A 14484-nucleotide genomic window follows, 5' to 3' on the forward strand; every position below is an offset into this window, starting at 1 on the left:
CCCCGGACAACCGCGAGAGCCAAGCGGTGTTCCGGTGTCGGGCCTGCGGGCATCGGGCCGACGCCGACGTGAACGCGGCCTGCAACGTCCGGGACACCGCCGTGGGGCGCACGGTGGCTGCGCGGGGAGGCTCGCCGTTGGGCGGGCCGGTGAACCGCGAACCTCAACGCGACCTCCTCCTTGTGGGGTAGTTGCTGTTGGAATCCCCCGTCTTCAGACGGGGGAGGACGTCAATTCACCCTGGCCACCGGTGACATCACCTCCAAGGACGGCGCCGGCCGCTACGCGCTGGAGACCTTCCCGGAGCGATGGCACCGCGTGGCCGACGAAGCCCTGCGCATCCGGCGCGCGGACCGGGCCCGGCCTGTGCTCTCCGGCGTCGCCGCCGATCTGACCGAGTTCCTGCCCCTCCGCGCGGAGCGAGACCGGCGATCGCTGTATCGGACACCGCAGGCCCGCCGCCGCGACGTACTCGCCTTCGCCGACCTCGTCATCACCGACGCACACCGGATCCACCGGGCGGCAAGGAAGTGAGGGTGACGGCTCGGGCCCGGACGCCCGAAGCCGTGCTGAGCCGCGGGGCCGCCCGAGGAGCACCGAGGGGATCCGGCCCAGGAGGAGAGGAGCGTCGGATCGGCCGGTGCTCGTGCTCCGGCGGACGGTCAGGGCGGTGCCGCCCCGCGAGGGCTTCCCCGCGGGGCGGGGCCCGCTATCCCCGGCCCTCCAGGTCGCCCTCCGCCTTGAGGTAGACCTCCTGCACCCCGGCCAGGATCTCCGGGTCCGGGTGCTCCCACATGCCCCGGTCGGCGGCCTCCAGCAGCCGCTCGGCGATGCCGTGCAGCGCCCACGGGTTGGACTCCGCCAGGAACGCCTGGTTCTCCGGGTCCAGGACGTAGGCCGCGGCGAGCCGGTCGTACATCCAGTCGGCGACGACCCCGGTGGTGGCGTCGTAGCCGAACAGGTAGTCGACGGTGGCGGCCAGTTCGAAGGCGCCCTTGTAGCCGTGCCTGCGCATCGCGGCCAGCCAGCGCGGGTTGACCACGCGGGCCCGGAAGATCCGGGAGGTCTCCTCCGACAGCGTCCGGGTGCGGACCGCGTCCGGACGGGTGCTGTCGCCGATGTAGGCGGCCGGGGCCCGGCCGGTGAGGGCGCGGACGGTGGCGACCATGCCGCCGTGGTACTGGAAGTAGTCGTCGGAGTCGGCGATGTCGTGCTCGCGGGTGTCGACGTTCTTGGCCGCCACCGCGATCCGCCGGTAGGCCGTCTCCATGTCCTCGCGCGCCGGGACTCCGTCGACGCCCCGGCCGTAGGCGAACCCGCCCCAGACCGCGTAGACCTCGGCCAGGTCGGCGTCGTCGCGCCAGTTGCGGCTGTCGATCAGCGGCAGCAGCCCCGCCCCGTAGGCGCCCGGCCGGGAACCGAAGATCCGCATCGTGGCCCGGTCGCCGCGGCCGGAGTCGGCCAGCACGTGGGCCCGGACGTAGTTGTCCTCCTCCGGCTCGTCCAGGGCCGCGACCAGCCGTACGGCGTCGTCGAGCATGGCCACGACGTGCGGGAAGGCGTCCCGGAAGAACCCGCTGATCCGGACGGTGACGTCCACCCGGGGCCGGCCCAGCTCGGGCAGCGGGATCGCCTCCAGGCCGGTGACCCGGCGCGACGCCTCGTCCCACACGGGCCGGACGCCGAGCAGCGCGAGCACCTCGGCCACGTCGTCCCCGGCGGTGCGCATGGCGCTGGTGCCCCAGACCGAGAGCCCGACCGAGCGGGGCCAGCCGCCCGTCTCCTCCCGGTAGCGGGCCAGCAGTGAGTCCGCCATGGCCTGCCCGGTCTCCCAGGCCAGCCGGCTCGGCACCGCCTTGGGGTCGACCGAGTAGAAGTTGCGCCCGGTCGGCAGCACGTTGACCAGCCCGCGCAGCGGCGACCCGCTCGGCCCGGCGGGCACGTACCCGCCGTCGAGGGCGTGCAGGATCGCGCCGATCTCGTCGGTGGTCCGCGCCAGCCGGGGCACGATCTCGGTCGCCGCGAACCGCAGGATCCGCTCCACCAGCGCGAGGTCCGCTCCGCGGGCGGCCCCCGCCGGAGCGGCCGCGCCGCCCGATCCACCCGGCCCGGGTACGGCGCCGCCGTCCGATCCGGGTACGGCGCCGCCGTCCGGTCCGAGGACGGCGGCGACCGCGTCGGCCGCGGCGGCCGGGTCCCAGCCGCGGCCCTCCATGGCCTCGACCAGCGAGCGGGCCAGCGTCTCGGCCCCGTCGACGCCCGCCCGGTCCGCGCTGCCGTCCTCCGCCAGGCCCAGGGCCTCCCGCAGGCCGGGCAGCGCCTCGCTCCCCGCCCACATCTGGCGGGCCCGGAGCATGGCGAGCACCAGGTCGACGCGGACCTCCCCCTGCGGGGCGGCGCCCAGCACGTGCAGGCCGTCGCGGATCTGCACGTCCTTGACCTCGCAGAGCCACCCGTCCAGGTGGAGCAGGAAGTCGTCGAACTCCGCGTCGTGCGGGCGGTCCCCGACCCCCAGGTCGTGGTCGAGCCGGGCCGCCTGGATCAGCGTCCAGATCTGGGCGCGGATCGCCGGTAGCTTGGCCGGGTCCATGGCCGCGATCGAGGCGTGCTCGTCGAGGAGCTGCTCCAGTCGCGCCATGTCCCCGTAGGTGTCGGCGCGGGCCATCGGCGGCACCAGGTGGTCGACCAGGGTGGCGTGGGCGCGGCGCTTGGCCTGGGTGCCCTCTCCGGGGTCGTTGACCAGGAACGGGTAGATCAGCGGCAGGTCGCCCAGGGCGGCGTCCGGGCCGCAGGAGGCGGACATGCCCGCGGACTTGCCGGGCAGCCACTCCAGGTTGCCGTGCTTGCCGACGTGCACGACCGCGTGCGCGCCGAACCCGTCGGCCAGCCACCGGTAGGCCGCCAGGTAGTGGTGGCTCGGCGGCAGGTCCGGGTCGTGGTAGATGGCGATCGGGTTCTCGCCGAAGCCGCGCGGCGGCTGGACCATCACCACGACGTTCCCGGCGCGCAGCGCGGCCAGCACGATCTCGCCCTCCGGGTCGCGGGACCGGTCGACGAACAGCTCGCCGGGCGGCGGTCCCCAGTGCGCCTCGACCCGCTCGCGCAGGTCCGCCGGGAGCGTGCCGTACCACTCGGCGTAGGTGCGCGCGGCGATGCGCACCGGGTTGCCGGCCAGCCGTTCCTCGGTGAGCCAGTCGGGGTCCTGCCCGCCCGCCGCGATCAGCGCGTGGATCAGCGCGTCGCCGTCCTGCGCGGCCACGCCGGGCAGCTCGCCCTCGGCGCCGATGTCGTAGCCGTGCCCGCGCAGCGCGGCCAGCAGCCGCACCAGGCTCGCGGGGGTGTCCAGGCCGACGGCGTTGCCGATCCGGGAGTGCTTGGTCGGGTAGGCCGAGAGCATCAGCACGATCCGCCGCTCCGCGGGCGGGACGTGCCGCAGTGCGGCGTGCCGTACGGCGATGCCGGCCACCCGCGCGGCCCGCTCGGGGTCGGCGGCGTAGACGGTGAGCCCGTCGGCGTCGGTCTCCTTGAACGAGAACGGCACGGTGATGATCCGGCCGTCGAACTCGGGGATGGCGACCTGGGTGGCGGCGTCCAGCGGAGAGAGGCCGTCGTCGCTGCCCTCCCAGGTCTCCCGGCTGCTCGTCAGGCAGAGTCCCTGCAGGATCGGCACGTCCAGCCCGGCCAGCGCCCCGACGTCCCACGCCTCGTCGTCGCCGCCGGCCGACGCGGTCGCCGGGCGGGTGCCCCCGGCCGCGAGCACCGTCACCACCAGGGCGTCGACCTGGCGCAGGGTCTCGATCAGGGCGGGCTCGGCGGCGCGCAGGGAGGCGCAGTAGACGGGCAGCGCCCGCGCGCCCGCGTCCTCGACCGCCGCGCAGAGCGTCTCGACGAACGCGGTGTTCCCGGCGACGTGGTGGGCCCGGTAGTACAGCACCCCCACGACCGGGGCTTCCCCGGCGGCGTCCCGGCGGGCCTCGCGCTCCAGCACCCCCCAGGCCGGGGTGGGCCGGGGGGCGGCGAAGCCGTGGCCGGTGAGCAGCACGGTGTCGGACAGGAACCGGTGCAGCTCGGCGAGGTTGGCCGGGCCGCCGTGGGCGAGGTAGGCGTGCGCCTCGGCGCAGACGCCGCCGGGGACCGTGGACAGCTCCATGAGCTCGGCGTCGGGCGCCTGCTCGCCGCCGAGCACGACGACGGGCCGGGGCCCGGCGAGCAGGGCGTCCAGGCCCTCCTCCCAGGCGCGGCGCCCGCCGAGCAGCCGGACCACGACCAGGTCGGCGCCCTCCAGCAGCGGCGGCAGGTCCGCGGCGACGAGCCGGGCGGGGTTGCCCAGCCGGTAGGCGGCGCCGCTCGACCGGGCGCTGAGCAGGTCGGTGTCGGAGGTGGAGAGCAGCAGGATCACGCGGCACGTCCCTGGGGACGGGGGCACGGCGAAGGGCGCACGGAGACTCTTCCTCCCTCGGGGTCCTCGCCCCGGGTCGTCGGCGGACGCGAGGGCCGGAGTCTCCTGGCTCCCGGATCGACGCTCCCCCCGGCCTTCCCGTCCGCACGCGGACAGTGGCCTGGTTGGGGGTCGCTCCCCGGTCACAGTGGCGGGACCGCGCCGGATTCACACCGGCTTCCTCCCATTGCCTTCGCTTGACCATGAGCGTACGGCAGTTCGATCGTCCGGAGGAACCCGGCGTTAGCATCCTCGGCGTGACCGTTCCCGACCTCTCCGGAACTCCCGGCATATCCGGCTCATCCGGCACACCCGGCGAGCCCGGCCTCCCCGGCCCTTCCGGCCCGCCCGGCGCACCTGGGCCCGCCGGTTCCTCCTCCCGCGCCTCCGGCGGTCCCGGGCCCTCCCACGCGCCCGGCGGACCCGGACCCGCCGGCTCCTCCCGCGCCTCCGACGGTCCCGGCTACTCCGGCGTGCCCGGCGCGTCCGGCCTCCCGGGCCGGTCACGGTCCGACGCGTGTCCCGGGGCGCTGCAGACGCACGCCGCCGCCGACGGCGGGCTGGCCCGGATCCGGGTTCCCGGCGGCCGCCTGTCCTCGGCCCGGCTGCGCGAGCTGGCCCGGGCCGCCGCCGAGTGCGGCACCGGCGTCATCGAGCTGACCTCCCGGGCGAACGTCCAGGTCCGCGGGCTGGACGAGGAGTCCGGTCTCGCGGCGCGGATGGCGGAGGCGGGCCTGCTGCCCTCGCCGACCCACGAGCGGGTCCGCAACATCCTGGCCTCCCCGCTGACCGGCTGCGACGGCCGCGGGCTGCTCGACGCGGGCCCGCTGGTCGCCGAGCTGGACCGGTCGCTGTGCGCCCGCCCGGAGCTGGCCGCCCTGCCCGGCCGGTTCCTGTTCGCCGTCGACGACGGCCGCGGCGACGTCGCCGGGCTCGGCGCCGACGCGGGGATCCTGCCGCTCGCCCCCGACCTGGCCGCGGTCCTCGTCGCGGGCGCCGACAGCGGCCTGCGCGTCCCGGTGTCCGAAGCGGTTCCCGCGCTGCTCGCGGTGGCCGGGGCGTTCCTGGCGGAGCTCGCGGACGCGGAGACCGCCGCCTGGCGGATCGGGGAGCTGCCCGGCGGTCCCGGCCGGGTCACGGCACGCGTCCGCGCCGAGGCGTCCGGCTCGGCCGTCACCCCGGCGGGCGCTTCCGCGGCGGCCCCGGCGGACACCGCGGTGCTGCGTCCCGGGACGGATGCCGGGGCGGACGCCGGGATCGGCGAGCCGGTGGAGACCCCGGCGCCGCTCACCGCGACGGGCGCGGAAGCGGGCGCCGGGCTCGGCGAGCCGGTGGCGCCGCACCCGGTCGCGCACGGGCCGGTGGGCGTCATCGAGCCGGCCCGCGGGCACGGGGACCGGAAGGGGGACGGGGAGCCCGGCGACCGGGTGGCCCTCGGCGTCGCGGTGCCGCTGGGGCGGCTGACCTCGGCGCAGGCGGAGCTCCTCGCCGGGCTGGCCGCCGAGGTACGGCTCACACCGTGGCGGGGGGTGGTCCTGCCCGGTCTGACCCGCGCGGAGGCGGCGGAGGCGGCCGTCCGGCTGGCGGACGCCGGGCTGGTCACGGACCCGGACTCGCCGTGGACCGGCGTGAGCGCCTGCACCGGCCGCCCGGGCTGCGCCAAGTCCCTCGCCGACGTCCGGGCCGACGCGGCCTCCGTCATCGGCCTCGTGGAGGCGGGCGCCGCCTCGCGTTCGATGAGATCGCCCGGCACCGGTACGCTCCCCGTGCACTGGGCGGGCTGCGAGCGCCGCTGCGGCCGTCCGGCCGGGCGGGTCGTGGACGTGGTCGCGACCGGCGACGGCTACCGGGTGGACGCGGGCGGCCTCAGCCTGGCCTGTGCGGACATCGGACAGACCGCGGCCGCGGTGGCGGCCGCCAGAGGGGAAACGTGATCGACTACGTCCGCGACGGCGCGGAGATCTACCGCCGCTCCTTCGCCACCATCCGCGCCGAGACCGACCTGAGCGGGCTGCCCGAGGACGTCGCGCGGGTCGCGGTCCGCATGGTCCACGCCTGCGGCATGGTGGACCTGGTCGACGACCTCGGCTGGTCCCCCGGCGTCGTGGCCTCGGCGCGGGCCGCGCTGCTGGCCGGGGCCCCGGTGCTGTGCGACGCGATGATGGTCGCCTCCGGGGTGACCCGCCGCCGTCTCCCGGCCGGCAACGACGTCGTCTGCACCCTGGGCGACCCCCGGGTGCCGGAACTCGCCGAACGCCTGGGCACCACCCGCAGCGCCGCCGCGCTGGAGCTCTGGCGCGACCGGCTGGAGGGCTCCGTGGTCGCGGTGGGCAACGCGCCCACCGCGCTGTTCCGGCTGCTGGAGATGGTCGAGGAAGGCGCGGGACGGCCCGCGGCCGTACTCGGCGTCCCCGTCGGCTTCATCGGCGCCGCCGAGTCCAAGCAGGCCCTCGCCGGCCACCCGGCGGGCCTGCCGTACCTGGTCGTGCACGGCCGCAGGGGCGGCAGCGCGATGGCCGCCGCCGCCGTCAACGCGATCGCCAGCGAACAGGAGTGAGCGCCATGACCGACGACCCGACCGGTGCGACCGGCGCGACCGCAGGACACGACGGGCGCACCGGGCACGACGCGCCCGCCGCGGGCCGGCTCTGGGGGGTGGGGCTGGGGCCGGGTGATCCGGAGCTGGTGACCGTCAAGGCCGCCCGCCTCCTCGGCGCGGCTGACGTGATCGCCTACCACAGCGCCCGGCACGGCCGGAGCATCGCCCGCTCGGTCGCCGCGCCGTACCTGCGGGAGGGCCAGATCGAGGAGGCCCTCATCTACCCGCTCACCACGGAGACGACCGACCATCCGGGCGGCTACCAGGGGGCGATCGACGACTTCTACGCCGAGTGCGCGCTCCGGCTGGCCGCGCACCTGGACGCGGGGCGCGACGTGGTGGTGCTGTGCGAGGGCGACCCGCTCTTCTACGGCTCCTACATGCACATGCACAAGCGCCTGGCGCACCACTACACCACCGAGGTCGTCCCGGGCGTCACCTCGGTGAGCGGGGCCGCGGCGGTCCTCGGCCGGCCGCTGGTGGAGCGCGACGAGACGCTGACGGTGCTGCCCGGCACCCTGCCCGCCGAGGTGCTGGCCGAACGGCTCGCGGCCGCCGACTCCGCCGCGGTGCTCAAGCTGGGCCGGACGTTCACCAAGGTCCGCGACGCGCTGGAGAAGGCGGGCCGCCTGGAGGAGGCCTGGTACGTGGAGCGCGCCACCACCGGCGGGCAGCGCCTGGCCCCGCTGGCGGAGGTCGACCCGGACGGCGTGCCGTACTTCTCGCTGGCCCTGATCCCCAGCCCGGTGAACGCCGGGCCGGTCCCCGCCGCGGCCTCCGCCGGTCCGGCCGGTACGGCGGAGGCCGCGACCGGCACCGCGACCGGCAGCGCAAGCGGGACCGGACGGGCGGGCGGGACCGGCGAGGTCGTGGTCGTCGGGCTGGGCCCGGCGGGCCGGCCGTGGCTGACGCCGGAGGCGCAGGAGGCCCTGGCCGCCGCCGACGAGCTCGTCGGGTACGGCCCCTACCTGGACCGGGTCCCGCCCAACCCGCGCCAGCGCCGGCACGCCACCGACAACCGGGTGGAGGCCGAGCGGGCCGCGCACGCGCTGGAGCTGGCCAGGGCCGGGTCCCGGGTGGCCGTCGTCTCCTCCGGCGATCCCGGGGTGTTCGCGATGGCGAGCGCGGTGCTGGAGGTGGCCTGCGAGCCGCGCTTCTCCGGCGTGCCGGTGCGGGTGCTGCCGGGCCTGACCGCGGCGCACGCGGTCGCGAGCCGGGCGGGGGCGCCGCTCGGGCACGACTACTGCGTGCTGTCGCTGTCGGACCTGCTCAAGCCGTGGGAGGTCGTGGCGGAGCGGATCAGCGCGGCGGCGCGGGCGGACCTGGTGCTGGCGATCTACAACCCCGCCTCCAGGAGCCGGACCTGGCAGGTGGCCGCGGCCCGCGACCTGCTGCTGGAGCACCGCGCGCCGGAGACGCCGGTGGTCGTCGGCCGGGACGTCGGCGGGGCGGGCGAGAGCGTGACGGTGACCACCCTGGCCGAGCTGGACCCGGCGGCGGTGGACATGCGCTGCCTGCTGCTGGTCGGGTCCTCGACGACGCGGGTGGCCGACCGCGGCGACGGCCGCCGGGTGGTCTTCACCCCCCGCCGCTACCCGGCATGACGTGCCCGGCGGGCGTACGGCGGGGCCGCCCGGCCCTGCCCGGCCGTCCCGTGAGGGCGTCCGCGGCCCCGCCCGGTCGTCCCGCCCCGCCGCCCCCGGTGCTACCCGGCCGCGCCGGCGACGGCCTCCAGCCAGGCGACCGCCTCCTCGACGGTCGGCACCGCGGGCACGCCGCCGGGCGCGGGCGGGCGCTGCACGACCACGACCGGCAGGCCCAGCTCGCGGGCGGCGTGCAGCTTGGCGGTGGTCATCTCGCCGCCGCTGTCCTTGGTGACCAGCACGTCGATCCGGTGCCCGCGCATGAGGGCGAGCTCGCCCTCGCGGGTGAAGGGGCCCCGGCTGAGCAGCACCTCCACCCGGCGCGGCAGCGGCGGCTCGGGCGGGTCCACCGAGCGGGCCAGGAACCACAGCCCGTCCAGGTCCGCGAAGACCGGCAGGCTGCGGCGGCCGGTGGTGAGGAAGACCCGCTCCCCGAGGGCGGGCAGCAGCGCGGCCGCGGCCTCCAGCGACGGCACCGAGCGCCAGTCGTCGCCCGGTCCGGCCTGCCAGCCGGGGCGGCGCAGGATCAGCAGCGGGAGCCCGGTACGGCGGGCCGCCTGGACCGCCGAGGCGGTCATCCGGGCGGCGAACGGATGCGTGGCGTCCACCACCGCACCGATCCGGCGCTCCGCCAGCCAGGCGGCGAGCCCGGCGGGGCCGCCGAACCCGCCCTCGTGCACCTCCCCCACCGGCAGCTTCGGGTCGCGCACCCGGCCGGCCAGGGAGGACACCACGTGCGTCCCGGCCCGGCCGGCGAGCGCGGCGGCCAGCCTCCTCGCCTCGTCGGTGCCGCCCAGCACCAGGACGTTCAGCACCCCGTCACCCCTCTCCCCTCGCGGAGCGTCCGCGTTCTCCGGTGCCGGGTCCCCGGGGTCCTCCCCCTCACGTGCCCGATCACCGGGACACCGTACCGGCCGGGGAGCCGGCGGTGAGCGCGCCCCTGCGCCACGGCTGGACCACCGGCGCGTGCGCGACGGCGGCGACCACCGCCGCCTACACGGCGCTGCTGACCGGTGAGTTCCCCGACCCGGTGGAGATCTCCCTGCCGAAGGGGAGGCGCCCGGCGTTCGCGCTGGCACGGGAGTCCCTCGCCGCGGACGCGGCGACGGCCTGGGTGGTCAAGGACGCGGGCGACGACCCCGACGTGACGCACGGCGCGCTGATCTCGGCGACGGTACGGCACGGCGCCCCGGGCGGCGGCGTGGTGTTCACCGCCGGCCCCGGCGTCGGCACGGTCACCAAGCCGGGCCTGCCGCTGGAGGTGGGCGAGCCGGCGATCAACCCGGTCCCCCGGCGGATGATGCGCGAGCACGTCGCCGAGGTGGCCGCCCGCTGCGGCGGGACCGGGGACGTGGTCGTGGAGATCTCCGTGGAGCACGGCGAGGAGCTGGCCCGCAGGACCTGGAACCCCCGCCTGGGCATCCTGGGCGGCCTGTCCATCCTCGGCACCACCGGCGTCGTCGTGCCGTACTCCTGCTCGGCGTGGATCGACAGCATCCGGCGCGGGATCGACGTGGCCCGCGCGGCCGGGCACGCGCACGTCGCCGGGTGCACCGGCAGCACCTCCGAGCGGGTCGCCGCCGAGCTGTACGGCCTGCCGGAGGACGCGCTGCTGGACATGGGCGACTTCGCCGGGGCGGTGCTGAAGTACCTGCGGCGGCATCCCGTGCCCCGGCTGACCATCGCCGGGGGGATCGGCAAGCTCTCCAAGCTCGCCGACGGCCACCTCGACCTCCACTCCGGCCGCTCCCAGGTCAACCCGGGCCTGCTCGCCGAACTGGCCCGCGCGGCGGGCGGGGACGACGCCCTGGCCGGGCGGGTCCTCGCGGCCAACACCGCCCTGCACGCCCTGCGCCTGTGCCAGGAGGAGGGCCTGCCCCTGGGCGACCTGGTCGCCGGGCGGGCCCGCGCGACCGCCGCCGGCGTGCTGCGCGGAGCACCGGTGGAGGTGGACGTGGTGGTCATCGACCGTGCGGGGGTGATCGTCGGCCGCGCCGGGTGATCATCGTGCCCGCCGCCCGGCCCCACCGGTCGAACGGTTCGCTCCCGGCCCGGCGAGTGGTGTGCATCGAGTCTTGTGGAGGCACCCCCGGTGCTCTATAACAAGTAGTACTACTGCTTGTAGAGTTCATTTGGAGGCCGCCGGTGCGGGTGCTCGTGGTGGGGGCGGGGATCAGCGGGCTCGCGGCGGCGCGAGGGCTGATCGCTGCGGGACACGAGGTGACGGTGCTGGAGCGGGCACCCGGTCTGCGCCTGGGGGGCGGGGCCGTCACCCTGTGGTGCAACGGCACGGCGATCCTCGACGGCCTGGGGGTCGGTCTGGAGGGCGAGGGGCAGCGGCTGGCGACGCTGTCCCTGCGGACCGCCGGCGGCCGCCGGGTGCTGGAGGTCGACCTGGAAGCTCTGGCCGAACGGTTCGGTTCGGCGGCGCGGGTGATCCCGCGCGGATCGCTGATCACCCTCCTGGACGGCGGGCTGCCGGAGGGGACCGTGCGCTTCGGCGAGCAGGTCGCGGACCTGCGCGCCGACGCCGGCGGCGTACGGGTGCGGACGCGGGCGGGCCGGGAGTACGGCGGCGACTTCCTGGTCGGAGCCGACGGGGTGCACTCGCGCGTGCGAGCCCTCCTCCTCGGCGGCGGCCCTGCGCCCCTGACCGGTGCGGCGACCTGTCAGGGCCTGACGCCGGCCCCGTTCGATCCCGGGCCGGTCACGACGCTGATGATCGGCCGGCGGGGCGACTTCGGCTTCATGGGCGCGGGTGACGGGCTGATGCAGTGGTTCTTCGACGTACCGTGGCCGCCGGGCGCACCGCCGCGGGGCAGGCCGCTGGAGCTGCTGCGCCGGCGGTTCGCCGGATGGGGCCCGCCGGTCGGCCGGCTCCTGGCGTCGCTGCAGGACGGTGACGTCGAAGTTTTCCCGCACACCCGGCACAGGGTGCCGCGCCGCTGGGGAGTCGGGCGGTGCGCGCTGCTCGGGGACGCGGCGCACGGGATGCCGCCGGTCACGGCGCAGGGCACGAACCAGGCGCTCGAGGACGTGGCGGCGCTGGTGGACCGCCTGGGCGCCGTATCCGATCCGGCCGCGGTCGTCGGCGCGTACTCCGCCGCACGGAGGCGGCGGGCGGCGCTGGCCTCCGCGGTCGCCTCGCACAGCCTCGCGGTGTCCGGCCCGAGGACGTTGCTGCAGAGCGAGTACCTCATGCGGGTGAACCGCGCCGTGCCGCCGCGCCTCGCCACCCGCGGCTTCGGACGCCTGCTGCACGCACTCAGCGGCCGGATGCCGGCGGCCCGGGGCTGAGGCCCCGGGCCGCCGGCGCGCCCGCGGGTGACCGGCATGACCGGCGCCGCCGACGCCGCTCAGGCGGCGTGCCGCCACGGGGTCACCCGGAGCAGGTCGTCGACCTGCTCCGGGGAGACAGGCGGGGAGAACAGGTAGCCCTGGGCCAGCGGGCAGCCCATCTGCTGCAGGATCGCGGCCTGCTCGCGGGACTCGACGCCCTCCACGACGGTGGACAGGTCCAGGCTGTCCGCCAGCTCCACGATCGCCTTGGTGAACGCCCGGGCCCGGCGGTGGTCCGCGCCGGTGAGCGGGGCGGTGAACGCACGGTCGATCTTGAGGATGTCCACCGGCAGGGTGCGCAGGTAGGCCAGCGAGGAGTAACCGGTGCCGAAGTCGTCCAGCGCGATGCGCACCCCGTGGGCGCGCAGGTCGGCCAGGACGTCCACGACGCGCCGGGTCTCGGCCGGGCCGGTGGCCAGCAGCATGCTCTCGGTCACCTCGATGGTCAGCGCGTTGCGCGGCAGCGCGTGGCGGCTCAGCACCTCCAGGGCCGTGTCCCGGAAGGTGCGCTCGCGCAGCTGCCGCCCCGAGACGTTGACCGTCACGGCGATGCCGTACCGCTCGTGCCACCGCTTGGCGTCGGCGCAGGCCTGCTCCAGCACCCACCCGCCGATCTCGACGATCAGCCCGGTGTCCTCGGCCACGGGGATGAACACGTCCGGCGGGATGGGCCGGCCGCCGGCCGGGGTCCAGCGCAGCAGCGCCTCGACCGCGTAGATGCCGCCCGAGGCGAGGTCGACGACGGGCTGGTAGGCCAGGCTGAGCTCACCCGCGGCCAGGGCCCTGCGCAGACCGGCGGCGATCTCGGCGCGGTGCAGGCGCTCGGCGCGCAGGGTGTAGTCGAAGACGGCGATCTGGTTCTTGCCCGCGGCCTTGGCCGCGTACAGGGCCAGGTCGACGTCGCGCAGGGCGTCGCTGGCGGTGGTCAGGGAGGCCTCGGCCAGGACGCCGACGCTGGTGGTCACGTACAGCTCGCGGCCGTCGAGGGCGTAGGGGGCGCCGCGCACCGCGGACAGCACCCGCTCGGCCATGGCCGTGGCCGTCTCCAGACCGGCGCCGGGCAGCACGAGGGCGAACTCGTCGCCGCCGAGCCGGGCCAGGACCTGCCCTTCGGCGGTCAGGCCGCGCAGGCGCCGGACCACGGCGGTCAGCAGCTCGTCGCCGACGGGATGGCCGTAGGTGTCGTTGACGTCCTTGAAACCGTCCAGGTCCAGCAGCAGCAGGGCGGGCGCGGGCCCGCCGGGGCGGGCGGCGTGGTCGGCGATGGCCCCCTGCAGGACCTCGCCCAGCAGGGAGCGGTTGCCCAGACCGGTCAGCGGATCATGGGAGGCGCGGTGGGCCAGGCTGCGCTGCAGGACGTCCTGCCGGCGCAGGGCGTCGCGCAGGTCGGCGGCCCGGGTCTCGGCGATCCCGGCCACCACGCTCAGCCGCAGCACCAGCAGGACGGCCAGGAGCAGGGTCAGCACCGTGACCGCCGGGTCACCGTACGAGGAGGCGTCGCTCCGCAGCCAACCGCCCAGGATGGAGGCCGCCGGGCTGAGCAGGGCCAGCGCCAGGAAGACCAGGACGCGGTTCCGGCCGGAGGCGGCCGCGGGCCGGACCCGTCCGGCGCCGGCCATGCTGGGGTGCAGCGCCGCGGCTCCGATCAGCACCGACCAGCTCATCCAGCCGGCCGTGGTGATGAAGCCGGCCGGGCGGCCGGCGACCTGGTCGAGCAGGTAGGCGCCGTCGGCGGCGAACAGGGCGAGGTAGGAGACGCTCAGCAGGCGCAGCCACGGCGCGTGGCCGCTGTCGAGGGTCATGCGGGTGATGACGCCGAAGGCGAACAGGTCGATGACCGGCGGGACGAGCGCGAGGACGAGCGCGGTGCTCAGCCGGCCGCTCTGGGCGAGCGCCGGGGCGATGAGGAAGGTCCACAGCGGCATGGCCACCCCGACGCTGATGATGCCGCCGTCCAGCAGGGCCGCCCAGCGGGAGCCGTTGGTCTGCAGGTTCAGCGAGATCAGGGCGGCCAGCGACAGGCCGTAGGCCGCCAGGGTGCCGATCCGGTACAGCTCCAGCAGCTCGGAGTTGCCCAGCCACACGCCGCCGACGCCCCAGCCCAGCGTGGTGGCCGCCCAGAGCACCACGACGGCGGCGCGCATCAGCCGCCACGGCCGCGACCGCCCCAGGCCATGGCGGCGGACGCCGTCGAAGAGGGCCAGCGCCGAGGCGCCCTGCCCCAGCCCCCAGAGCAGCGCCTCCAACCTCGGCGACCGGTCGGTGGCGATCGAGGCGACCGCCGTCAGCACGCCTCCCAGCAGCAGGAAGCCCAGCCAGGCACGGGGGTGGACGGCCCGGCGGGCCGGTGCCTCAGGTGAGGACGGGTTCATCAGGGTTCTCCTCGCCGTGTGTCCCGGCAGCCGATCGGCCCGCGAAGGGGGTGGCCGTCGGTCGGCGGGCGACGGCCGGCGCCGCAGTCGGAC

General features: G+C 76.6%; 10 protein-coding genes and 1 riboswitch. Of the genes, 7 read left to right on the forward strand and 3 right to left on the reverse strand.

The annotated features are described in order from the left end of the window. The first annotated feature begins 26 nt into the window (after nucleotides 1-26). Nucleotides 27-191 (forward strand): transposase, encoded by a 165-nt coding sequence (locus IEZ06_RS31780; RefSeq protein ID WP_229798998.1) that lies wholly within the window; start codon nucleotides 27-29, stop codon nucleotides 189-191. Next, a complete protein-coding gene (locus IEZ06_RS37380) occupies nucleotides 181-534 on the forward strand; it encodes an aminoglycoside adenylyltransferase domain-containing protein (protein WP_189240375.1) in 354 nt (117 codons plus the stop codon). The genes IEZ06_RS31780 and IEZ06_RS37380 overlap by 11 nt, the downstream gene beginning before the upstream one ends. A 175-nt stretch (nucleotides 535-709) precedes the next feature. On the opposite strand, the gene cobN is transcribed toward IEZ06_RS37380, so the two are convergent. Continuing rightward, complete coding sequence (gene cobN, locus IEZ06_RS31790) at nucleotides 710-4399, reverse strand: cobaltochelatase subunit CobN (RefSeq protein WP_189240376.1); 3690 nt, start codon at nucleotides 4397-4399, stop codon at nucleotides 710-712. Nucleotides 4400-4498: 99 nt separating this feature from the next. Beyond that, a riboswitch (cobalamin riboswitch) is annotated at nucleotides 4499-4621 on the reverse strand. Nucleotides 4622-4695: 74 nt separating this feature from the next. Here cobN and IEZ06_RS31795 point away from each other — a divergent pair. The 3 genes from IEZ06_RS31795 to IEZ06_RS31805 are packed head-to-tail and all read left to right on the forward strand — an operon-like array spanning nucleotide 4696 to nucleotide 8641. Further along, the gene (locus IEZ06_RS31795; RefSeq protein WP_229798994.1) at nucleotides 4696-6372 is read left to right on the forward strand and encodes a ferredoxin-like domain-containing protein; all 1677 of its coding nucleotides are present in this window, start codon (nucleotides 4696-4698) and stop codon (nucleotides 6370-6372) included. Then, a complete protein-coding gene (locus IEZ06_RS31800) occupies nucleotides 6369-6995 on the forward strand; it encodes a precorrin-8X methylmutase (protein ID WP_189240377.1) in 627 nt (208 codons plus the stop codon). The genes IEZ06_RS31795 and IEZ06_RS31800 overlap by 4 nt, the downstream gene beginning before the upstream one ends. Before the next feature lie 5 nt (nucleotides 6996-7000). Then, nucleotides 7001-8641: a precorrin-2 C(20)-methyltransferase gene (locus IEZ06_RS31805; protein WP_229798996.1), complete on the forward strand. Its 1641-nt coding sequence runs from the start codon at nucleotides 7001-7003 to the stop codon at nucleotides 8639-8641. 101 nt (nucleotides 8642-8742) lie between these two features. Here the strand turns inward: IEZ06_RS31805 and IEZ06_RS31810 are convergent, their stop codons facing one another. Then, nucleotides 8743-9492, reverse strand: a complete 750-nt coding sequence (locus tag IEZ06_RS31810; protein ID WP_203872307.1) for a cobalt-precorrin-6A reductase — start codon at nucleotides 9490-9492, stop codon at nucleotides 8743-8745. Nucleotides 9493-9608: 116 nt separating this feature from the next. Here IEZ06_RS31810 and IEZ06_RS31815 point away from each other — a divergent pair, with 116 nt between their 5' ends. Both IEZ06_RS31815 and IEZ06_RS31820 read left to right on the forward strand, forming a co-directional pair. Beyond that, complete coding sequence (locus tag IEZ06_RS31815) at nucleotides 9609-10682, forward strand: cobalt-precorrin-5B (C(1))-methyltransferase (protein WP_189240379.1); 1074 nt, start codon at nucleotides 9609-9611, stop codon at nucleotides 10680-10682. 143 nt (nucleotides 10683-10825) lie between these two features. Next, a complete protein-coding gene (locus IEZ06_RS31820) occupies nucleotides 10826-11977 on the forward strand; it encodes an FAD-dependent oxidoreductase (protein WP_189240380.1) in 1152 nt (383 codons plus the stop codon). Between the two features lie 59 nt (nucleotides 11978-12036). Here the strand turns inward: IEZ06_RS31820 and IEZ06_RS31825 are convergent, their stop codons facing one another. Beyond that, nucleotides 12037-14391, reverse strand: a complete 2355-nt coding sequence (locus IEZ06_RS31825) for a putative bifunctional diguanylate cyclase/phosphodiesterase (RefSeq protein ID WP_189240381.1) — start codon at nucleotides 14389-14391, stop codon at nucleotides 12037-12039. Nucleotides 14392-14484 lie beyond the last annotated feature (93 nt).

The sequence above is a fragment of the Planomonospora antibiotica genome, assembly GCF_014647955.1.
GTDB lineage: Bacteria > Actinomycetota > Actinomycetes > Streptosporangiales > Streptosporangiaceae > Planomonospora > Planomonospora parontospora.